Origin of the sequence: Streptomyces sp. NPDC050504, from assembly GCF_044458065.1 — a bacterium.
In the GTDB taxonomy this organism is placed as follows: Bacteria; Actinomycetota; Actinomycetes; order Streptomycetales; family Streptomycetaceae; genus Streptomyces.
In genome coordinates this window covers 480192-500664 of sequence record NZ_JBITHO010000007.1, presented here as the reverse complement: position 1 = coordinate 500664, position 20473 = coordinate 480192, and the positions used below count along the sequence as shown (strand labels likewise).

Here is a 20473-nt window from a genome sequence, read left to right as displayed (position 1 = left end):
CGCCCGGTTACATTCCGAACCCGGAAGCTAAGCCTTTCAGCGCCGATGGTACTGCAGGGGGGACCCTGTGGGAGAGTAGGACGCCGCCGAACAATTTTTGAAGGACCGTTGGTCCCAGCGTACAGCGCTGGGACCAACGGTCCTTTTTGTTTTTCCGAAGCGCGTCGCTCGGCCGACTGCGCGAGAATGACCGCAGTGCCCAAAGACAGGAGTCTCACCCATGTCCACCAACTCTCCCGACGATCGCCCGGAGCGCGAGCCGCGCCGCCGGGACGGTGGCGACAGGGGCGGCTTCCGCGGCGGTCGTGACGACCGTGACCGTGGGCCGCGTCGGGACGACCGCCGTGACGGCGACCGTGGTGGGTTCCGTCGGGACGACCGCCGCGATGACCGGCCGGCCTTCCGTCGTGACGACCGTGACCGTGACCGCGGTCCCCGTCGCGACGACGACCGTGGTGGGTACCGCGGCGGCCAGCGCGATGACCGTGGTGGCGGCCGTTCCTACGGCGGCAGCTACGACCGTCGTGACGGCGACCGCGGCGGCTTCCGCCGTGACGACCGCCGTGACGACCGTGGTGGTCGCCCCGGCGGTGGCGGTGGCTACGGGCGCCGCGACGACCGGCCGAGCGGACCGCCGCGTCGTGACGGCGAGCGGAGTGGTGGCGGCGGTGGCTTCCGCCGCGACGACGAGCGCGGTGGCGGTTTCCGTCGTGACAACGACCGTCGTGACGGTGACCGTGGTGGGTTCCGTCGTGATGACCGGCGTGATGGCCGTCCGGCTTTCCGTCGTGACGACCGGCCGTCCTTCCGCAGTGACGACCGGGACCGCGGGCCGCGTCGCGACGACGAGCGCGGCGGTGGGTTCCGTAGGGACAACGACCGCCGTGACGGCGACCGCGGCGGCTTCCGCCGCGACGACCGCCGCGACGACCGTGGTGGTCGCCCCGGCGGCGGCTACGAGCGCCGTGACAACGACCGTGGTGGTCGTCCCGGTGGCGGCGGTGGCTACGGCCGCCGTGACGACCGGCCGTCCTTCCGGCGTGACGACCGGCCCAGCGGGCCGCCGCGCCGTGACGAGGACCGCGGTGGGTTCCGTCGTGACAACGACCGTCGTGATGGCGATCGTGGTGGGTTCCGTCGTGATGACCGGCGTGATGACCGTCCGGCTTTCCGTCGTGACGACCGGCCGTCCTTCCGCAGTGACGACCGGGACCGCGGGCCGCGTCGCGACGACGAGCGCGGCGGTGGGTTCCGTCGTGACAACGACCGTCGTGACGGCGACCGCGGCGGCTTCCGCCGCGACGACCGTCCGGCCTTCCGTCGTGACGACCGTGACCGGGACCGCGGCCCCCGCCGTGACGACCGGCGCGACGACCGCGGTGGGTACCGCGGCGGGCAGCGGGACGACCGTGACCGTGGCGGCTACCGGGGCGGTCGCGACGACCGCGAGCGCGACCGTGACCGCGAGCCGATCAGGCGTCTGCCCATCCCCGAGGACGTCACCGGCGACGAGCTGGACAAGGACGTCAAGCAGGAGCTCCAGAGCCTGCCCAAGACGCTCGCCGAGGACGTCGCCAGGAACCTGGTGATGGTCGCCAGGACCATCGACGAGGACCCCGAGCAGGCGTACGCCTACTCGCGCATCGCCCTGCGCCTCGCCTCCCGCGTCGCCGCCGTCCGCGAGGCCGCCGGCTTCGCGGCGTACGCGAACCAGAAGTACTCCGAGGCCCTGGCGGAGTTCCGGGCCGCCCGGCGCATGACCGGGTCCGTGGAGCTGTGGCCCGTCATGGCCGACTGCGAGCGCGGGCTCGGGCGGCCCGAGCGGGCGCTCGCCATGGCCGGCGAGCTCGAGGTGCAGAAGCTCGACAAGGCGGGCCAGGTCGAGATGCGGCTGGTCGCGGCCGGGGCGCGCCGTGACATGGACCAGCTCGACGCGGCCATCGTGACGCTGCAGAGCTCGGAGCTGGCCTCCAGCTCCGTACAGCCGTGGACCGCGCGGCTGCGCTACGCGTACGCGGACGCCCTGCTCGCCGCCGGGCGCGAGGACGAGGCGCGCGAGTGGTTCGCCAAGGCCGTCGAGGCCGACCGCGACGGCTCGACCGACGCCTCCGACCGGCTGGCCGAGCTGGACGGCATCGAGTTCGTCGACGTCGCGGAGACGGAGAGCGACGAGACGGACGAGGACATCGAGGTCGACGGGGCCGTCGAGGTCGTCGAGGCTGGCGAAGACGTCGTGGCGAGCGACGCCGAGGGCGACCGGGCCGGTGCGGACGTCAGTGCCGACGCCGATGTCGATGTCGCGGACGAGGCCGACGCGGAGGCGCGTCGCGACTGACGCGGGCCGTACATGAGTGAGGGCGGTACCCCGGCCGGGGTACCGCCCTCACTCATGTACGCGGTCAGCCGTGGGCCAGCTCGCGCAGGACCAGGCCCGTGGCGGGCTTCGGCCCGAACGACGTCGACTTGCGCGGCATCGTGACGCCCTGGCGCGCGAGGTCCCTGACGACCTCCTCGCGGACCGGGTGCATCAGTACGGCCGTGCTGCCGTTGCGTACGGCGTGCTCGACCACCGCTTCCGTGTCATGTATGTACGTGATGTGCTCCGGGGCGTCCGGGATCCGCCAGATGTGGTCGAGCAGCGTGGAGTGCAGCACCGTCGCGTCCAGGGTGCGCCAGGCCTCGGGGCGGTCGGCGCGGACCGTCTCTTCGAGCAGCTCGGGCGACGGGGCGTCGAGGAGGTGGAAGCGGCCGTCGCCCGCCAGCAGGAAGGCGTTGCCCGTCGAGGCCGCTTCGGCGAGGGCGGCCATGGCCTCCTTGAGGTCCGCGTCCAGCGTCCTGACCCGGAAGTGCGGGGCCGCGGACTTCAGCGCGTTGGCCACGGGCAGCTGGTGCAGGATCCGGTGGATCGCGCGGACCCGGAGCGGATAGCGGGCCGTGTCGATGAGGAGCACCAGGCCGTAGTCCCAGGGGCTGGGCGAGGGGTGTTCGGTCTGGAGGCGCAGGTACGTCGCCCAGCGGTGGTGGCCGTCGGCGATGAGCGCCTGGCGCTGTGCCAGGTCGGCGCCGATCGCGGCGAGGTCGGCGGGGTCGGTGAGCGCCCAGAGCCGGTGCGCGTAGCCGTCCTCGGTGGTGGTGGAGAGCAGCGGGGTGCCCTGGACGGCGCGCTCGATGACGGCTGTGGTTCCCGTGGCGCCGTCGTCGTCGCCGTCGCTGCGGTAGGTCAGGAGGAGCGGTTCGAGGTTGGCTCCCGTGGTACGCATCAGGGCGGCGCGGTCCTCCACCACGTGCGGCATGACGTCCTCGTGGGGGAGGACGATGCCCTCGGCGGGGGCCGAGAGGGCCAGGGCCCCGATGACGCCGCGCTGGAGCATGTCGCCGCCGCGCTGCTCGTAGACGTAGAGCGCGGGGGCGGCGTCGGGGGCGAGGACGCCCTCGTCCTGCCAGCGCCGCAGGGTCTCGGCGGCCTGCCGGTTGCGGTCGGCCTGGGTCGCGGCCTGCGGGAGGATCAGCCGGACGATGTTGTGCGGATCGGCCGACTCCAGGTAGTCCAGGCCCTCGGGACGCACCACGACGTCGTACGGCGGTGAGGTCACGGCGGCGAGACTGCCGACCCGCTCGGAGACGTAGCGAAGCCCACGGAACGGGGCCAGTTGGAGTCCGGTCATCCGAGCATCGTATGCGGGTGAGCACGATGAGCGATGATCGGGGCGAAAGTGTGTCAGTACGTGGATGGCAGGGAGAACGGGCGATGAGTCAGCGGCAGGCCAGGCGGAAGCCGGACGGGATTTCGGCGGTGCTCGCGGAGGCGTACGACACGGCTCTGCTCGACCTGGACGGTGTGGTGTACGCGGGTGGCGCGGCGATCGCGCACGCGGTCGAGTCGCTGGGGAGGGCCAGGGACGGCGGGATGCGGCTGGCGTACGTCACCAACAACGCGCTGCGGACGCCCGACGCGGTCGCCGGTCATCTGACGGAGCTGGGCATCCCGGCGGACGCCGCGGACGTGATCACTTCCGCGCAGGCCGTCGCCCGGCTGATCGCCGAGCAGGTGCCCGCGGGCGCGCGGGTGCTGGTGATCGGCGGCGAGGGGCTGCGGGTCGCGCTGCGGGAGCGGGGCCTGGAACCCGTGGAGTCGGCGGACGACGAGCCGGTGGCGGTGGTGCAGGGGTACGGCGGGCCGGAGCTGCCGTGGGGGCGCTTCGCGGAGGCTTCGTACGCGATCGCACGGGGGGTGCCGTGGTTCGCGTCCAACACGGACCTGACGATTCCCAGCGGGCGGGGCATCGCGCCGGGCAACGGCGCGGCGGTGGAGGTGGTGCGGATCGCGACCGGTGCCGAGCCGCGGGTGGCGGGCAAGCCGCTGCCGCCGATGCACCGGGAGACGATCCTGCGGACGGGCGCCGAGCGGCCGTTGGTGGTGGGGGACCGGCTGGACACCGACATCGAGGGGGCGTTCAACGGGGACGTCGACTCGCTGCTGGTGCTGACCGGGGTGACGGACGGGGCGCGGCTGCTGGCGGCGCGCCCCGAGCACCGGCCGACGTACGTGGACGCGGACCTGCGGGGGCTGCTGACCGGGCAGCCCGAAGTGGTCGAGGCGGCAGGGGAGTTCCGGTGCGGCGGGTGGACGGCCGCCGCCCGGGACGGTGCGCTCGTGCTGGACGGGGACGGGGACGGGGACGGGGAAAGGGACGGGGACGGCGCGGTGCTGGACGGGCTGCGGGCGTTGTGCGGGGCGGCCTGGGCGCATGCCGGGGACGGCGCCTGCGACCTCGCGGCGGAGAAGGCACTGGCCCGCCTGGGCCTGTAGGCGGGGGCGGGCCGCGCTGCCGGGGCGCCGGTGTCCCGGCCGCTTCGCCGGGGTCCGGACGCCGCCGCTCAGGCCGCTTCGCCCGAGGTGAGGAGCTGGTCCTCGCTCGCGCCCCGGCGCCAGTAGCCGGTGAACTTGACGGCCCTGCGGTCCACGCCGCGCTCGTTCACCAGGTGGCGGCGGACCGCCTTGACCGTCGCCGACTCGCCCGCCACCCAGGCGTACGGAGTGCCGGGCGGGAACTGGGCGCCGCGGATCGCGTCCGGTGTGCGCGGCGCCGCCCCCTCCCGTACGAGCCAGATGACCTCCGCGTCCGCGGTGGACTCCAGGGGGCGGCGGTCCGCCGCGTCGCCGGTCTCGATCCACACGCGGACGGGCATGCGGTCGGGGAGCGAGGCGAGGATGCCCTCGACCGCGGGCAGCGCCGTCTCGTCGGCGGTGAGCAGGACCCAGTCCGTGCCCTCGGGCGGGCGGAAGTCGTATCCGCCGTTCTCCTCCTCGACCGGCGCGAGGAGGCTCACGCGGTCGCCGGGGCGCGCGGCCGTGGCCCAGGCGGAGGCCGGGCCCGCCGTGCCGTGCAGGGCGAAGTCGGTGACCATCTCGTGCGGGTCGCGGCTGAGCGCGCTGATGGTGTACGTGCGCATGATGCCGCGCACCGCGGGGTCCAGGGCCTTCCAGGAGCCGTACCAGTCGGGGTCGTCGTTGGAGGGGACGACCGGGGCGTCCTGGCCGGGGTGCGGCAGGAAGAGCTTGAAGCGCTGGTCCCGGCCCGCGGTCGCCATGAGGGGGAGCTCGTCGCCGCCGAAGATGATGCGGACCATCGAGGGGGAGAGGCGCTCGGTGCGCAGGACTCGGGCGTCGAAGAAGCGGTAAGTCATGCGATACCTTCTCGGGCTGGATCGTGAGCGGCTGGATCGTGAGCCGGGCCTTGAGCCGGGCCTTGAGCTGCGGCTTGAGCTGGGGCTTTTCATCCCGGAGGCGCGCCGGGGCGCAGCGGGGACGGATGCGAGGGTAGGCTAACCTAACCCCGTGTTGGTCGACAGTCCCCCCGAACAGAGCGCGGAGTCGACGGCCGCCCCCCGCCGACGCCGCTTCGTGCGCGCCGCCGGGCTGCTGGCCGCCGTCGGCGTACTGCTGCTGATGTGCGTCGCGAGCATCGCGGTCGGTGCCAAGGCGATGCCGCTCGGCGACGTCTGGCACGGACTCTTCGCCAACTCCGGCACCGACAACGACGTGATCGTCGCCGACCTGCGCGTGCCGAGGACCCTGCTCGGGCTCCTCGTCGGCAGCGCGCTCGGCCTGTCGGGCGCCGTGATGCAGGGACTCACCAGGAACCCGCTCGCCGAGCCGGGCATCCTCGGCGTCAACGCCGGTGCTTCGGCGGCCGTCGTCACCGCGATCAGCTTCTTCGGGGTCACCTCGCTGACCGGCTACGTCTGGTTCGCCTTCCTCGGCGCGGGGCTCGTCTCGGTCGCGGTGTACGCGCTCGGCGGGAGCCGCAGCGCCACCCCCGCGCGCCTCGCGCTCGCCGGCACGGCGGCCACCTCCGCGCTCTACGGCTACGTCAACGCCGTCCAGCTCTTCGACTCCGCCGCGCTCGACCGGATCCGCTTCTGGACCGTCGGTTCGCTCAGCTCCGCCGACATGTCGACCGTCCACAAGGTCTGGCCGTTCATCGCGGTCGGCACGGTCCTCGCCCTGGCGCTCGCCCGCCCGCTGAACGCGATGGAACTCGGCGACGACACCGCCCGCGCGCTCGGCGCCCGGCTCACCCGTACCAAAGCGCTGGCCATGGTCACCGTCACGCTGCTGTGCGGCGCGGCCACCGCGGCCTGCGGGCCGATCGTCTTCATCGGGCTGATGGTGCCGCACCTGGTGCGCGCCGTCACCGGGCCCGACATGCGCTGGATCATGCCGTACGCGATGGTGCTCTCGCCCGTGCTGCTGCTGGGCTCCGACATCGTCGGCCGGGTCGTCGCACGGCCCGCCGAACTCCAGGTCGGCATCGTCACGGCGCTCATCGGCGGGCCCGTCTTCATCTACCTCGTACGCCGCAGGAAGGTGGCCCAGCTGTGAAGGCCGCGAAGAACACCGGGCGGGGCGGTACCGGGCCGGTCAAGGCGGTACGGGTCGGCGGGCTGTCCGTACGGGTCGAGCCGCGCGCCGCCGCGGTCGTGCTGGTCCTCGCGGTCGTCGCCTTCGCCGTCGGCGTCGTGCTCATCGGCAGCGGCGACTTCGACATCCCGCCGGGCGACGTGGTGGCCACCCTCTTCGGGCAGGGCACCTTCCAGCAGGAGTTCATCGTCACCGACCTGCGGCTGCCCAGGATCCTCGTCGCGCTGCTCGTCGGCGCGGCGCTGGGGACCGGCGGCGCGGTCTTCCAGTCGGTCTCCCGCAACCCGCTCGGCAGCCCCGACATGCTCGGCTTCACCCAGGGCGCCGCCGTCGGCGCGCTCGTGGTGATCGTGCTCTTCCACGGCGGGGCGGGCGCGGTCGCCGCCGGGGCCGTGGTCGGCGGCGTCGCGACCGGCGCCGCCGTCTACCTGCTGGCGTGGAAGCGCGGGGTGCACGGCTTCCGGCTCGTCCTGGTCGGCATCGGGGCGACCGCGATGCTCTCCGCCGCCGTCAACTACCTGATGACCAAGGCCGCCCTCGTCGACGCCACCCGCGCCATGCTCTGGATGACCGGAACGCTCGACGGGCGCGACTGGGCCCAGGTCTGGCCGCTGCTCGCCGTGTCCGCCGTGCTGATCCCGCTCGTCCTCACGCAGGGCAGGGCGCTGCGCATGATGGAGATGGGCGACGACGCGGCGTACGCGCTGGGCGTGCGGGTCGAGCGGGTGCGGCTCGTGCTGATCGTCGCCGCCGTGCTGCTCGTGGCGGTCGCCACGGCCGCCGCCGGGCCCATCGCCTTCGTGGCGCTCAGCGCGCCCCAGGTGGCCAGGCGGCTGACCCGCTCGCCGGGGCCCAACCTGCTGCCCGCCGCCTTCACCGGTGCGGTGCTGCTGATGGGCGCGGACTGGGTGGCCACCCAGGCGTTCGGCGACCGGCAGCTGCCGGTGGGCGTCGTGACGGCGGTGATCGGCGGCTGCTACCTGCTGGGGCTGCTGGTGACCGAGCGCAGGGCGGGACGGATCTGACCGATGAACGACCGGAGTACGAAGAAGATGCAGCGCCTCACCGCCGAAGCGGTCACCCTCGGCTACGACCAGCGGATCATCGCCGAGGACCTGTCGGTGGAGATCCCCGACAACTCCTTCACGGTGATCGTGGGGCCCAACGCGTGCGGCAAGTCGACGCTGCTGCGGGCGCTGTCGCGGATGCTGAAGCCGTCCAGGGGGCGGGTGCTGCTGGACGGGCAGGCCATCCAGTCGCTGCCCGCGAAGAAGGTCGCGCGGACGCTGGGGCTGCTGCCGCAGTCGTCGGTCGCGCCCGACGGGATCACCGTCGCCGACCTCGTCGCGCGCGGGCGCTATCCGCACCAGGGGCTGCTGCGCCAGTGGTCCAGGGAGGACGAGCGGATCGTCCGGGAGTCGATGGAGGCGACCGGGGTCGGCGGGCTCGGGGAGCGGTTCGTCGACGAGCTGTCGGGCGGGCAGCGGCAGCGGGTGTGGATCGCGATGGCGCTCGCGCAGCAGACGCCGCTGCTGCTGCTCGACGAGCCGACGACGTTCCTGGACATCCAGCACCAGCTCGAAGTGCTGGACCTCTGCGCGCAGCTGCACGAGGAGCAGGGCCGGACGCTGGTGGCCGTCCTGCACGACCTGAACCAGGCGGCTCGGTACGCGAGCCACCTCATCGCGATGCGGGACGGGGCGGTCGTCGCGCAGGGGGCGCCGTCCGACGTGGTCACCGCGGAGCTGGTGGAGCGGGTGTTCGAGGTGGCGTGCCGGGTGATCGACGATCCGGAGTCGGGGACGCCGCTGGTGGTGCCGGTGGCCCGGCGGCGCGCGGCGTAGGGCCACCACCGGCACCAGCGGCGTCCCAGGGGCCCTACAGCAGGGTGCGGAGGCGCAGCATGTCCCGGAAGCCCGCTTCCAGTTTCACCCGGCCCGATGCCCACGCCTTCGCGAAGTTCAGTTCGCCCCCGACCATGGCCACCAGGTCGTCGCCGGTCATCGCCAGCCTGACCTGCGCCTTCTCGCGGGGCGGGCCGGGGGACGCGTCCAGGACCTCGATGCGGCCCTCCGCCAGGCGGCCCGTCAAGGTGGTGTCGAGGTCCGTGAGGTGGCAGCTGAGCGAGCGGTCGAGCGCGACCGCGCTCCGCACGTCCTTGTTCGCGCCCGAAAGATTGTCCGAAAGCTTCACGAGTGCGGCTCGGCACTCCTCCATGGTGGCCATCATGATCGACGGTACACCCCGGCCACGGGGTAGCGTCGGGGTCATGAGCGACCCCGCCCCCGAGCAGGCACCCCCCGAGCAGGCGCTCGGCCCGGAGCACACCCCCACGGGCCACGCCGACGTGGACGCGCTCCTCGCGCGCCTCGCCGAGGTGGACCGCCTCGCGGCGGACGGGCACGCCGAGGTGTACGAGGATGTACACCGAGGACTCCGCGAGACGCTGACCGCGCTCGACGCCGGACCCTCCGCACCAACGCCGTACGACAACAGGAGCTGAACCGACCGTGGCAGGAGTCGCCCGCCGCCGCCTCGACGCCGAGCTGGTACGCCGCAAACTCGCCCGCTCGCGCGAGCACGCCAGCCAGCTGATCGCCGCGGGGCGGGTGACCGTCGGCAAGACCGTCGCGACCAAGCCCGCGACGCAGGTCGAGACCGCCGCCGCGATCGTCGTCGTCCAGGACGGCGACGACCCCGACTACGTCTCCAGGGGCGGCCACAAGCTCGCCGGGGCGCTCGCCGCCTTCACCCCGCTCGGGCTGGCGGTCGAGGGGCGCAGGGCGCTGGACGCCGGCGCCTCGACGGGCGGCTTCACCGACGTGCTGCTGCGCGCGGGCGCCGGGCACGTCGTCGCGGTCGACGTCGGCTACGGGCAGCTGGCGTGGTCCCTGCAGAGCGACGAGCGGGTCACCGTCAAGGACCGCACCAACGTGCGCGAGCTGACGCTCGAAGCGATCGACGGCGTCCCCGTCGACCTGGTGGTCGGCGACCTCTCCTTCATCCCGCTGGGCCTCGTCCTGCCCGCGCTCGCGCGCTGCACGGCGCCGGACGCCGACCTGGTGCTGATGGTGAAGCCGCAGTTCGAGGTCGGCAAGGAGCGCCTGGGCAGCGGCGGCGTCGTGCGGAGCACGGAGCTGCGCGCCGACGCGGTGAAGGGCGTCGCGCGCCGGGCCGCCGAGCTGGGGCTCGGGGTGCTGGGCGTCACCGCGAGCCCGCTGCCCGGACCGTCGGGGAACGTCGAGTACTTTCTGTGGCTGCGGGCAGGGGCGCCCGCGCTCGATCCCGCGGACGTGGACCGCGCAGTGGCGGAGGGACCTCGTTGACAGAGACGGCGCTCAAGACGGCTCGTACCGTATTCCTGCTCGCGCACACCGGAAGGCCCGCCGCCGTCCGCAGTGCCGAGCTGGTCGTCCAGGGGCTGTTGCGCAGCGGCATCGGCGTGCGCGTCTGGGCGGCCGAGGCGGCCGACCTGCCGCTGCCGCCGTCCGTGGAGACGGTCCCCGAGCCCACGCCCGACGCGCTCGACGGCTGTGAGCTGCTGATCGTCCTGGGCGGCGACGGGACGCTGCTGCGCGGCGCCGAGTTCGCCCGCGCCTCGGGCGTGCCGATGCTCGGCGTCAACCTCGGCCGGGTCGGCTTCCTCGCCGAGGCCGAGCGCGACGACCTGGACAAGGTCGTCGACCGGGTCGTCACCAAGGCGTACGAGGTCGAGGAGCGGATGACCGTCGACGTCGTCGTCCACTCCAACGGCGACATCGTGCACCGCGACTGGGCGCTCAACGAGGCGGCCGTGCAGAAGGTCGAGCCTGAGCGGATGCTGGAGGTCGTCCTGGAGATCGACGGCCGTCCGGTCACCGGCTTCGGCTGCGACGGCATCGTCTGCGCGACCCCCACCGGCTCCACCGCCTACGCCTTCTCGGCGGGCGGGCCCGTGGTCTGGCCCGAGGTCGAGGCGCTGCTCATGGTCCCGATCAGCGCCCACGCGCTGTTCGCCAAGCCGCTGGTGACCTCGCCGACGTCGGTGCTCGCGGTCGAGGTGCAGGCGCACACCCCGCACGGCGTGCTCTGGTGCGACGGCCGCAGGACGGTCGGGCTGCCGCCGGGGGCGCGCGTCGAGGTGCGCAGGGGAGAGGTGCCCGTACGGCTCGCGCGGCTGCACCACGCCTCGTTCACGGACCGGCTGGTCGCCAAGTTCGCCCTGCCGGTGTCCGGGTGGCGCGGGGCTCCGCACTAGCGTTCGAGCGCGGGCGGGGGCGGGTCGGTCAAACGGTGCGGGGCTCCGGGGGAGTGACGCGCGGTTCTCCCCCGCGCCCCGCCGACCTGCGTCTTCGCCGCCGAGTGCGGGGCTGCGTCGCGGCGTGCGGGGAAAACCTCGTATGGTCAGGGGCGTGTTGGAGGAGATGCGGATACGGTCGCTCGGGGTCATCGACGACGCTGTCGTGGAGCTTTCGCCCGGTTTCACCGCGGTGACCGGCGAGACCGGCGCGGGCAAGACCATGGTCGTCACCAGCCTGGGGCTGCTGCTCGGCGGGCGCGCCGACCCCGCCCTGGTGCGGGTCGGTGCCAAGGCCGCGGTCGTCGAGGGACGGATCACGGTGTCGGGCGCCGACGCGGTCGCCGTGCGCGCCGAGGAGGCCGGGGCCGAGCTCGACGACGGTGCCCTGCTCATCAGCCGGACCGTTTCGGCGGAGGGGCGCTCCCGGGCGCACCTCGGCGGACGGGCCGTGCCGGTCGGCGTGCTCACCGAGCTGGCCGACGAACTCGTCGCCGTACACGGCCAGACCGACCAGCAGGGGCTGCTCAAGCCCGCCAGACAGCGCGGCGCGCTCGACCGGTACGCGGGCGACGCCGTGGCCGCGCAGCTCGCCAAGTACCAGGAGGCGTACCGCAGGCTGCGGGCCGTCGGCGGCGAGCTCGACGAGCTGACCACCCGGGCGCGCGAGCGGGCCCAGGAGGCGGACCTGCTGCGCTTCGGCCTCGGCGAGGTCGCGGCCGTCGAGCCGCGGCCAGGCGAGGACGTGGAGCTGGCCGCCGAGGCGGAGCGGCTCGGCCACGCGGAGGCGCTGGCGTCCGCCGCCGCGCACGCGCACGCCGCGCTCGCCGGCAATCCGGAGGACCCCGAGGGCGTCGACGCGACGACGCTCGTCGCGGGCGCCGGACGGGCGCTGGACGCCGTGCGCGCCCACGACCCCGAGCTGGCCTCGCTGGCCGACCGGACGGGCGAGATCTCGATCCTGCTCGCCGACGTGGCGGGCGAGCTGGCCGGATACGCCGACAACCTGGACGCCGACCCGCGCAGGCTGGCCGCGGTCGAGGAGCGGCGCGCCGCGCTGACCGGGCTCACCCGCAAGTACGGCGCGGACGTCGCGGCCGTCCTCGCGTGGGCCGAGGAGGGCTCTGCCCGGCTCCTCGAACTCGACGGCGACGACGAGCGGATCGGTGATCTGACCGCCGAGCGCGACGCGCTGCGCCGCGAACTGTCGGGCCTCGCCCAGGCGTTGACCGACGCGCGGACCGAGGCGGCGGCGCGGTTCGCCGACGCGGTCACCGCCGAGCTGGCCTCGCTCGCCATGCCGCACGCACGCGTCACGTTCGACGTCCGGCAGGTCGAGGTCGCCGACGGCGGGGGCGTGGAGGTCGACGGGCGCTCGGTGGCGTACGGCCCTTCGGGCGCCGACGAGGTGGAGCTGCTGCTCGCCCCGCACCCCGGCGCCCAGCCCAGGCCGATCGCCAAGGGGGCTTCGGGCGGCGAGCTCTCGCGCGTGATGCTCGCGGTCGAGGTGGTCTTCGCGGGGACCGACCCCGTGCCCACGTACCTCTTCGACGAGGTCGACGCGGGCGTGGGCGGCAAGGCGGCGGTCGAGATCGGCAGGCGCCTGGCGAAGCTCGCCAAGTCCGCGCAGGTGGTGGTCGTGACGCACCTGCCGCAGGTGGCCGCGTTCGCCGACCGCCAACTGCTGGTCGAGAAGACCGACGACGGCTCCGTCACGCGCTCCGGAGTGATCGTCCTGGAGGGCGAGGACCGGGTGCGGGAGCTGTCGCGGATGCTCGCCGGGCAGGAGGACTCGCAGACCGCGCGGGCCCACGCGGAGGAACTGCTGGCGGCCGCGCGCGTGGACGGCTAGGCACCGTACGCGCGGCCAGGTACGCAGTACGTACGCGTACGTAGGGCGGCGCTCGTCCCGCGCGGGGCGGACGCGCGTCGGGCGACCGGCGCGCGCCGCCCGCGGTGCGCCCCGTCGGGTCACCCGTGTGGGTGGTCTCGTACGGGGCGTTGCCGCGCGGGACACGGGAACGGCATCCGCCCGTCATCTTCGGGGTGCCGGAACGCGCGTACGGGCTGGCATCCTTGGCGGGTGACTCAGCTGCGTACGGTCCAAGTGCTGGGTGGCGGCAGCGCGGGCAGCAGTGCCCACGTCAGGTCCCTGACCTCGGGACTCGTGGCGAGGGGCGTGCGGGTGACCGTGTGCGCCCCCGCCGAACTGGACCTCTCCTACGACTTCATCGGCGCCGGGGCCCACTTCGTGCCCGTCCCCAGGCGGAGCGACCCCGCCGCCGTCGCCGCGCTGCGCGCCGCCTGCGCGGGCGCCGACCTCGTCCACGCGCACGGACTGCACGCCGCGGTGCGCACCGCGCTCGCCGTCGGCGGACAGCGGCGCGCCGGCTTGCCGCTCGTCGTCACCTGGCACACCCGCTCGCACGCCGAAGGCACGCGCGGCCGGCTGCTGCGGCTCGTCGAGCGCAAGGCCGCCCGCGCCGCGACCGTCGTCCTCGCCACCTCGTCCGAACTCGTCGACCGGGCCCGCAGCCGGGGCGCGCGCGACGCGCGGTTCGCACCGGTCTCGGTGCCGCTGGCCACGTCCGCCGGGGCCCACGGGACGACGGCGGGCGCCGGGGCCGATGCCGCCGACGACCGCGCCGGGGCCGGGGGCAAGGCGAGGGCCGAACTCGGTCTCTTCGGGCGGCCGTTGGTGATGGCGGTCGGCAGCCTGGAGCCGCACCGGGGGTACGGGCCGCTGCTCGACGCCGCCGCCCTGTGGCGCGACCTGGACCCCGTACCGCTGCTGGCGATCGCGGGGGAGGGGCGGGAGCGGGACGCGCTCCAGCGGCGCATCGAGACGGAGGACCTGCCGGTACGGCTCATCGGGCGCCGCGACGACGTCACCGACCTGCTGGCCACCGCCGACGTCGCGGTGCTGCCCAGCCGCTGGGAGGCCCGCTCGCTGCTCGCCCAGGAGGCGCTGCGCCTCGGCGTGCCGCTGGTCGCGACCGCGGTCGGCGGAGTGCCCGAACTGGTCGGGGAAGCGGCCGATCTGGTGCCCTACGGGGACGTGGCGGCGTTCGCCACCGCGGTCGCCGGACTCCTCGCGGACCCGCGGCGGCGCGCCGAACTGGCCGCGGCGGGCCGGGCGCAGGCGGCGACCTGGCCCACCGAGGACGAGACGATCGCCCAAGTGCTCAGCGTCTACGACGAGCTGACGCAGTCCGGGGCGCAGCCGCACTGAGGGCTGCGGGGCGCCCGGTACGGGGTACCGCTCACGGGGTGCGGCGCCCGGTACGGGGCACCGCTCACGGAGCGCCGCGCCCGGCGCGCGGGACCGTTCACGGGGTGTGGCGTCTGGCCCGCAGCGCCAGGCTCAGCGCCAGGACCGTCTGCGGGTCGTCCAGGTCGGTGCCCAGCAGCTCCGCGATGCGGGCCAGCCTGTTGTAGAGCGTCTGCCGGTTGAGGTGCAGCTCGCGGGCGGTCTCCGCCTTGCGGCCCGCGTGCGTCAGATACGTCTGGAGCGTCGGCAGCAGCGGCGGGCGCGACGTCCTGTCGTGCTCCCGCAGCGGGCCGATCGCCCGGTCCACGAACGCCGCGAGCGCGGCCCCGTCGTGCTGGTGCAGCCGCCACAGCAGCAGGTCGATGTCCAGGCGCCGCGCGTCGTACCAGGGCCGCTCGGACAGCCCCTGCGCGGCCTTCGCGGTCTCCGCCGCGTGCCGCAGCCCCGCCGAGGCCGCCGCCCAGCCGCCCGCGACCCCGACGACCACCACCGGCGGATGCGCCCCGGCGCGCTCCAGGCCGGCGCGCTCCACGCCCGCCCGCAGCGCGGCCGCCACCCGGTCGGCCACCGGCGCCCGCTCCGACTCCGTGCGCAGCCCGAGCAGCAGCGGCACCCGCCCCTCCACGGGCCGCACCCCGAGCAGTACGGGGACGCCGACCGACGCCAGCTCCTCCAGCACCGCGCGGGCCAGCAGCGCCCAGTTCCCGGACGGCGAGAGGCCGGATGCGAGGCGCATCACCACCGGCAGCAGCGGCCCGTCCCCGGGCTTGAAGCCCAGCACCCGTGCCTGCGCGGGGGCGTCGTCCGCCGCGATCCGCCCCTCCGCGAGGTCGGTCAGGAAGTCGCCGCGCCCGCGCGCCGCCAGCTCCTCCTCCTGGCGCGCCTGCATCAGCACCACGGCCAGGATTCCCGCGGCCCGCTCCGCCGCCATCCGGTGCACCTCGACCAGCGGCGCGTCGACCGCCAGCAGCACCAGGCGCGCCCGGATCGAGCCCGTGCCCGCCCCGCCGCCCGGCACGTCCACCAGTACCGTCCCGGCGGGCGGCGCCTCGCGGGCCGCCCGCTGTCCGCGCAGCCGGTCCCACACCTGGAGCGGGTCGGCGGCCGCCGACCCGGGCTCCGAGCCCGCCGCGTACAGCAGCTGGCCCTCCGGGTTCTCCAGGAAGACCGGGTTCGCGGCGAAGTCGGCCAGGATGGACAGGACCTGCGGCACCCCGCCGCCGCCGAGCAGCGCCCCGGTGCACCGCCGGTGCACCTCGTCGGCCTGGCGCAGCAGCGCGTAGTGGCCGTTGACGATCTCGGTGTGGATCTCCTCGGTGACCGCGACGAACGGCACCTCGCGGTGGAGCTGGACCAGCGGCAGCCCGGCCGACCTGGCCGCCTCCACGATGGTCGCGGGCAGCCGGGTGAAGCGCGGGCCCAGCTCCACGACGAGCGCCGCGATGCCCCGGTCGGCGAGCCGTCTGACGAAGGCGCGCTGCTCGGCCGGGCGGGTGCCGAGGCCCAGCCCGGTCGTCAGCAGCAGCTCGCCGCCCTTGAGCAGCGACGCGATGTTCGGCACCTCGCCGGCGTGCACCCAGCGCACGGTGCGCTGGAGCCGGTCGGCGCCCGCGACGACCTCCGGGAGCCCGCCGCGCAGGCCCGGCAGCTCCAGTGCCCGCTGCACGGTGATCCCGCCCTGATTGTCCATGGACGCGGACGCTACCCGGGCGGGTTACCCGGTGGATACAACCACGGGGTCACAGAGGGTGACGGAGGGGGCCGGGAGGGCCGGTGGGCGGGCAACTCGTGTCCGGGTGGCGGCATTTGACCCGGGCGGCGCCCCGTGTGGCGTACGCCACACGGAACTGTCCCGGTGTGGGGGACCGTGCGAACGGACGACCGCCCCACCACCGCCCCTCTTCGGGGGTACGGGGCTCAGCCCCCGTAGGCCCCGCTCGCCGTCAGCCGCAGCGCCGTGTCGATCAGCGGCACGTGGCTGAACGCCTGCGGGAAGTTGCCGACCTGCCGCTGGAGCCCGGAGTCCCACTCCTCGGCCAGCAGCCCCAGGTCGTTGCGGAGCGCCAGCAGCTTCTCGAAGAGCCGCCGCGCCTCGTCGACCCGGCCGATCATCGCCAGGTCGTCCGCGAGCCAGAAGGAGCACGCGAGGAAGGCCCCTTCGTCCCCCGCGAGGCCGTCCACGCCCGCCTCGTCGCCCGCCGTCGGATAGCGCAGCACGAAGCCGTCGGGGGTGGACAGCTCGCGCTGGATCGCCTCGATGGTGCCGATGACCCGCTTGTCGTCCGGCGGCAGGAAGCCCATCTGCGGAATCAGCAGCAGCGAGGCGTCCAGCTCCTTGGAGCCGTAGGACTGGGTGAAGGTGTTCCGCTCGGGGTCGTAGCCCTTCTCGCAGACGTCCCGGTGGATCTCCTCGCGCAGGTCCTTCCAGCGCTCCAGCGGGCCGTCCGCGTCGCCCGACTCGATCAGCTTGATCGTCCGGTCGACCGCGACCCAGGCCATCACCTTGGAGTGCACGAAGTGGCGGCGCGGGCCGCGCACCTCCCAGATGCCCTCGTCCGGCTCGTTCCAGTGGTCCTCCAGGTAGCGGATCAGCTTGAGCTGGAGGAGCGAGGCGTAGTCGTTGCGGGTCAGGCCCGTCATGTGCGCCAGGTGCAGGGCCTCGGTGACCTCGCCGTAGACGTCCAGCTGGAGCTGGTGCGCCGCGCCGTTGCCGACCCGGACGGGGGCGGAGCCCTCGTACCCCGGCAGCCAGTCCAGCTCCTGCTCGCCGAGCTCGCGCTCGCCCGCGATGCCGTACATGATCTGGAGGTTCTCCGGGTCGCCCGCGACCGCCCGCAGCAGCCACTCGCGCCAGGCGCGGGCCTCCTCGCGGTAGCCGGTGCGCAGCAGCGAGGAGAGCGTGATCGCGGCGTCGCGCAGCCAGGTGTAGCGGTAGTCCCAGTTCCGCACGCCGCCGATGTGCTCGGGCAGCGAGGTGGTGGGCGCGGCGACGATGCCGCCGGTCGGCGCGTAGGTGAGCGCCTTGAGGGTGATCAGCGAGCGGACCACGGCCTCGCGGTAGGGGCCGTGGTACGTGCAGTGCTCGACCCACTCCCGCCAGAACTCGTCCGTCGCGGCCAGCGCCCCCTCGGGGTCGGGCAGCGCGGGCGGCCCGTGGTGCGAGGGCTGCCAGCTGATCGTCAGGGCGATGCGGTCGCCCGGTGCCACGGTGAAGTCGGAGTACGTCGTCAGGTCCTTGCCGTACGTCTCGGCCGTGGTGTCCAGCCAGACCGAGTCGGGCCCGGCGACGGCGACGGTGCGCCCGTCGACCTTGTGGACCCACGGCACGACGCGCCCGTAGCTGAAGCGCATCCGGAGCGCGGAGCGCATCGGGACGCGCCCGCTGACTCCCTCCACGATGCGGATCAGCTGCGGTGCGCCGTCGCGCGGCGGCATGAAGTCTGTCACGCGGACCGTGCCGCGCGGGGTGTCCCACTCCGATTCCAGGATGAGGGAGTCGCCGCGGTAGCGGCGGCGGTCCGCGGGCGGCGGACCGGTGTCGGCGCCGTGCGCGGGGCCAAGCCGCCAGAAACCGTGTTCCTCGGTCCCCAGCAGCCCCGCGAAGACGGCGTGCGAGTCGAAACGGGGCAGGCACAGCCAGTCGGCGGTGCCGTCCCTGCAGACGAGCGCTGCCGTCTGCATGTCTCCGATGAGTGCGTAATCCTCGATGCGCCCGGCCACGTGCATCTCCAGTCGAACGGCCATGGTCGCCCCGCGGGGCGCTTGCATAGTCAGCGGTCCGCTTGTCATATCAGCGGTCAAGGGATCGTTGACGAGCGCGAATTCCGGGGTTACGGGCGGGGGTTATGCCGTTTGCCGGCCTGGCTCGGCAGCGAATGTCCGAGCAGAATACGACGCACCCTAGCCGTCTGTGTGACGGTCCGGGCTGACGGATTGGGCCGAACGGGTGGGCCGGGCGGAAACCGCCGGAAAATGCGGGGTGGAGCGCCGGAGCGGCGCACCGGGGGGCGTGGCCGGAAGCAGCCTCCCGCTGTCGCTGATACCCTGGTACCCCGTGGACCGGTGGTCGACCTGTGACAGCTCAGGGGCCCCGAAACCGCAGCGACGGCCCCTCCTCGAACCGGGAGCGGCGCCGGTACGCACCTCGACACAGCGACCACGGGAGCCCCCTCTTGGCGATGCCGCCCAAATCCATGACGACCAAGCACATCTTCGTCACCGGGGGTGTCGCCTCCTCCCTCGGCAAGGGCCTCACGGCCTCCAGCCTCGGCGCCCTGCTCAAGGCCCGCGGCCTGCGGGTCACCATGCAGAAGCTCGACCCGTACCTGAACGTGGACCCGGGCACGATGAACCCGTTCCAGCACGGTGAGGTGTTCGTCACCAACGACGGCGCCGAGACCGACCTGGACATCGGTCACTACGAGCGCTTCCTCGACGTCGACCTCGACGGCTCGGCCAACGTCACGACCGGCCAGGTGTACTCGCAGGTCATCGCCAAGGAGCGGCGCGGCGAGTACCTCGGCGACACGGTCCAGGTGATCCCCCACATCACCAACGAGATCAAGCACCGCATCCGCCGCATGGCGACCGACGACGTGGACGTCGTCATCACCGAGGTCGGCGGCACCGTGGGCGATATCGAGTCACTTCCGTTCCTCGAGACGGTCCGCCAGGTCCGTCACGAGGTCGGGCGCGACAACGTCTTCGTCGTCCACATCTCCCTGCTCCCGTACATCGGCCCGTCCGGCGAGCTGAAGACCAAGCCGACCCAGCACTCCGTCGCCGCCCTGCGGAACATCGGCATCCAGCCGGACGCCATCGTGCTGCGCGCCGACCGCGAGGTCCCCACCGCGATCAAGCGGAAGATCTCGCTGATGTGCGACGTCGACGAGTCGGCGGTCGTCGCGGCCATCGACGCCAAGTCGATCTACGACATCCCGAAGGTGCTGCACACCGAGGGTCTGGACGCCTACGTCGTGCGCAAGCTCGACCTGCCGTTCCGGGACGTCGACTGGACCAGCTGGGACGACCTGCTGGACCGCGTCCACAACCCCGACCACGAGGTCACGGTCGCGCTCGTCGGCAAGTACATCGACCTGCCCGACGCGTACCTCTCGATCACCGAGGCCATGCGCGCCGGCGGCTTCGCGAACAAGGCCCGCGTCAAGGTCAAGTGGGTCACGTCCGACGACTGCAAGACCCCGGCGGGCGCGAAGAAGCAGCTCGGCGACGTCGACGCGATCCTGATCCCCGGCGGCTTCGGCGACCGCGGCGTGAACGGCAAGATCGGCGCGATCCAGTTCGCCCGCGAGAACAAGGTGCCGCTGCTCGGCATCTGCCTGGGCCTGCAGTGCATCGTCATCGAGGCCGCGCGCAACCTCGCGGGCATCCCCGAGGCGAACTCCACCGAGTTCGACGCCGCCACCGCGCACCCGGTCGTCTCCACGATGGAGGAGCAGCTGGCGTACGTGGAGGGCGCGGGCGACCTCGGCGGAACGATGCGCCTGGGCCTGTACCCGGCGAAGCTCGCCGAGGGCTCGATCGTCCGCGAGGTCTACGCGGGCGAGCCCTACGTGGAGGAGCGCCACCGCCACCGCTACGAGGTGAACAACTCCTACCGCGCCGAGCTGGAGAAGAAGGCCGGCCTGGTCTTCTCGGGAACCTCCCCGGACAACAAGCTCGTCGAGTACGTCGAGTACCCGCGCGAGGTCCACCCCTACCTCGTCGCCACCCAGGCCCACCCCGAGCTGCGCTCGCGGCCGACCCGCCCGCACCCGCTCTTCGCGGGGCTGGTGAAGGCCGCGGTCGAGCGCCAGCAGGCCAAGGCCAAGGGCAAGGCCGGCAAGTAGTCACCAGGAGATACGGTTGCCGGGGTGGGGGGGGGCCGGGGCCCCCCCCCCCCCCCCGCGGGTGTGGGGGGGGGGGGGGGCCCGGTCAAAAAAAAACCCCCCCCCCCCCCCCATAGTGCGGGGCCCCCGCCCCCGCACCCCCACCGCGGGCC

The 20473-nt window shown here is 73.8% G+C and carries 17 protein-coding genes and 1 rRNA gene; 13 read left to right on the top strand and 5 right to left on the bottom strand.

Translation table 11 applies throughout. From position 1 onward, the window contains the following. From rrf to ACIBNE_RS28130, 3 genes are all read left to right on the top strand, one after another. Positions 1 to 92 (top strand): 5S ribosomal RNA (gene rrf / locus ACIBNE_RS28140); the annotation flags it as partial. A gap of 213 nt (positions 93 to 305) precedes the next feature. Continuing rightward, a complete protein-coding gene (locus tag ACIBNE_RS28135; protein ID WP_399276328.1) occupies positions 306 to 1589 on the top strand; it encodes a hypothetical protein in 1284 nt (427 codons plus the stop codon). Then, the gene (locus tag ACIBNE_RS28130) at positions 1481 to 2335 is read left to right on the top strand and encodes a hypothetical protein (RefSeq protein ID WP_399276326.1); all 855 of its coding nucleotides are present in this window, start codon (positions 1481 to 1483) and stop codon (positions 2333 to 2335) included. Before ACIBNE_RS28135 ends, ACIBNE_RS28130 begins: the two co-directional genes overlap by 109 nt. A gap of 64 nt (positions 2336 to 2399) precedes the next feature. On the opposite strand, the gene ACIBNE_RS28125 is transcribed toward ACIBNE_RS28130, so the two are convergent. Then, a complete protein-coding gene (locus tag ACIBNE_RS28125) occupies positions 2400 to 3665 on the bottom strand; it encodes a DUF1015 domain-containing protein (RefSeq protein ID WP_399276282.1) in 1266 nt (421 codons plus the stop codon). A gap of 83 nt (positions 3666 to 3748) precedes the next feature. On the opposite strand from ACIBNE_RS28125, the gene ACIBNE_RS28120 reads away from it, so the two are divergent. Continuing rightward, a complete protein-coding gene (locus ACIBNE_RS28120) occupies positions 3749 to 4810 on the top strand; it encodes an HAD hydrolase-like protein (protein WP_399276281.1) in 1062 nt (353 codons plus the stop codon). 68 nt (positions 4811 to 4878) lie between these two features. Here the strand turns inward: ACIBNE_RS28120 and ACIBNE_RS28115 are convergent, their stop codons facing one another. Beyond that, on the bottom strand, positions 4879 to 5688 hold the full coding sequence (locus ACIBNE_RS28115) for a siderophore-interacting protein (RefSeq protein ID WP_399276279.1): 810 nt from the start codon (positions 5686 to 5688) through the stop codon (positions 4879 to 4881). Between the two features lie 151 nt (positions 5689 to 5839). On the opposite strand from ACIBNE_RS28115, the gene ACIBNE_RS28110 reads away from it, so the two are divergent. The 3 genes from ACIBNE_RS28110 to ACIBNE_RS28100 are packed head-to-tail and all read left to right on the top strand — an operon-like array spanning position 5840 to position 8769. After that, positions 5840 to 6886, top strand: a complete 1047-nt coding sequence (locus ACIBNE_RS28110) for a FecCD family ABC transporter permease (protein WP_399276277.1) — start codon at positions 5840 to 5842, stop codon at positions 6884 to 6886. Next, the gene (locus ACIBNE_RS28105) at positions 6883 to 7950 is read left to right on the top strand and encodes a FecCD family ABC transporter permease (protein ID WP_399276275.1); all 1068 of its coding nucleotides are present in this window, start codon (positions 6883 to 6885) and stop codon (positions 7948 to 7950) included. The genes ACIBNE_RS28110 and ACIBNE_RS28105 overlap by 4 nt, the downstream gene beginning before the upstream one ends. Before the next feature lie 3 nt (positions 7951 to 7953). Beyond that, positions 7954 to 8769, top strand: a complete 816-nt coding sequence (locus ACIBNE_RS28100; protein ID WP_399276273.1) for an ABC transporter ATP-binding protein — start codon at positions 7954 to 7956, stop codon at positions 8767 to 8769. 34 nt (positions 8770 to 8803) lie between these two features. Here ACIBNE_RS28100 and ACIBNE_RS28095 read toward each other — a convergent pair whose 3' ends face one another. Continuing rightward, positions 8804 to 9151 (bottom strand): SCP2 sterol-binding domain-containing protein, encoded by a 348-nt coding sequence (locus tag ACIBNE_RS28095; RefSeq protein WP_399276324.1) that lies wholly within the window; start codon positions 9149 to 9151, stop codon positions 8804 to 8806. 43 nt (positions 9152 to 9194) lie between these two features. Between ACIBNE_RS28095 and ACIBNE_RS28090 the strand changes: the two genes are divergently transcribed. The 5 genes from ACIBNE_RS28090 to ACIBNE_RS28070 all read left to right on the top strand — a co-directional run bounded on the left by ACIBNE_RS28090 (position 9195) and on the right by ACIBNE_RS28070 (position 14433). Then, positions 9195 to 9428 (top strand): hypothetical protein, encoded by a 234-nt coding sequence (locus ACIBNE_RS28090; protein ID WP_399276272.1) that lies wholly within the window; start codon positions 9195 to 9197, stop codon positions 9426 to 9428. Between the two features lie 7 nt (positions 9429 to 9435). Continuing rightward, complete coding sequence (locus tag ACIBNE_RS28085) at positions 9436 to 10251, top strand: TlyA family RNA methyltransferase (protein WP_399276270.1); 816 nt, start codon at positions 9436 to 9438, stop codon at positions 10249 to 10251. After that, positions 10248 to 11162, top strand: a complete 915-nt coding sequence (locus ACIBNE_RS28080) for an NAD kinase (protein WP_399276268.1) — start codon at positions 10248 to 10250, stop codon at positions 11160 to 11162. Before ACIBNE_RS28085 ends, ACIBNE_RS28080 begins: the two co-directional genes overlap by 4 nt. Before the next feature lie 142 nt (positions 11163 to 11304). Continuing rightward, positions 11305 to 13053 carry a DNA repair protein RecN gene (gene recN / locus ACIBNE_RS28075; RefSeq protein ID WP_399276266.1) on the top strand — a complete coding sequence of 583 codons (1749 nt, stop codon included), beginning with the start codon at positions 11305 to 11307 and terminating at the stop codon, positions 13051 to 13053. Between the two features lie 231 nt (positions 13054 to 13284). Then, positions 13285 to 14433: a glycosyltransferase family 4 protein gene (locus ACIBNE_RS28070; RefSeq protein ID WP_399276265.1), complete on the top strand. Its 1149-nt coding sequence runs from the start codon at positions 13285 to 13287 to the stop codon at positions 14431 to 14433. A gap of 97 nt (positions 14434 to 14530) precedes the next feature. Here ACIBNE_RS28070 and ACIBNE_RS28065 read toward each other — a convergent pair whose 3' ends face one another. Together ACIBNE_RS28065 and ACIBNE_RS28060 are read right to left on the bottom strand one after the other, a co-directional pair. Continuing rightward, positions 14531 to 16162, bottom strand: a complete 1632-nt coding sequence (locus ACIBNE_RS28065) for a PucR family transcriptional regulator (RefSeq protein WP_399276264.1) — start codon at positions 16160 to 16162, stop codon at positions 14531 to 14533. 227 nt (positions 16163 to 16389) lie between these two features. Continuing rightward, positions 16390 to 18192 (bottom strand): glycoside hydrolase family 15 protein, encoded by a 1803-nt coding sequence (locus ACIBNE_RS28060; protein WP_399276322.1) that lies wholly within the window; start codon positions 18190 to 18192, stop codon positions 16390 to 16392. Positions 18193 to 18650: 458 nt separating this feature from the next. Between ACIBNE_RS28060 and ACIBNE_RS28055 the strand changes: the two genes are divergently transcribed. Continuing rightward, positions 18651 to 20321: a CTP synthase gene (locus ACIBNE_RS28055; RefSeq protein WP_399276263.1), complete on the top strand. Its 1671-nt coding sequence runs from the start codon at positions 18651 to 18653 to the stop codon at positions 20319 to 20321. Positions 20322 to 20473 lie beyond the last annotated feature (152 nt).

Bases quoted from the DNA above. Each gene is read 5' to 3' on its own strand.
- ACIBNE_RS28125 (WP_399276282.1), bottom strand. From the start codon at position 3,665: ATGACCGGACTCCAACTGGCCCCGTTCCGTGGGCTTCGCTACGTCTCC.
- ACIBNE_RS28095 (WP_399276324.1), bottom strand. From the start codon at position 9,151: ATGGCCACCATGGAGGAGTGCCGAGCCGCACTCGTGAAGCTTTCGGAC.
- ACIBNE_RS28120 (WP_399276281.1), top strand. From the start codon at position 3,749: ATGAGTCAGCGGCAGGCCAGGCGGAAGCCGGACGGGATTTCGGCGGTG.
- ACIBNE_RS28090 (WP_399276272.1), top strand. From the start codon at position 9,195: ATGAGCGACCCCGCCCCCGAGCAGGCACCCCCCGAGCAGGCGCTCGGC.
- ACIBNE_RS28115 (WP_399276279.1), bottom strand. From the start codon at position 5,688: ATGACTTACCGCTTCTTCGACGCCCGAGTCCTGCGCACCGAGCGCCTC.
- ACIBNE_RS28055 (WP_399276263.1), top strand. From the start codon at position 18,651: ATGCCGCCCAAATCCATGACGACCAAGCACATCTTCGTCACCGGGGGT.
- recN (WP_399276266.1), top strand. From the start codon at position 11,305: ATGGTCAGGGGCGTGTTGGAGGAGATGCGGATACGGTCGCTCGGGGTC.
- ACIBNE_RS28065 (WP_399276264.1), bottom strand. From the start codon at position 16,162: ATGGACAATCAGGGCGGGATCACCGTGCAGCGGGCACTGGAGCTGCCG.
- ACIBNE_RS28100 (WP_399276273.1), top strand. From the start codon at position 7,954: ATGAACGACCGGAGTACGAAGAAGATGCAGCGCCTCACCGCCGAAGCG.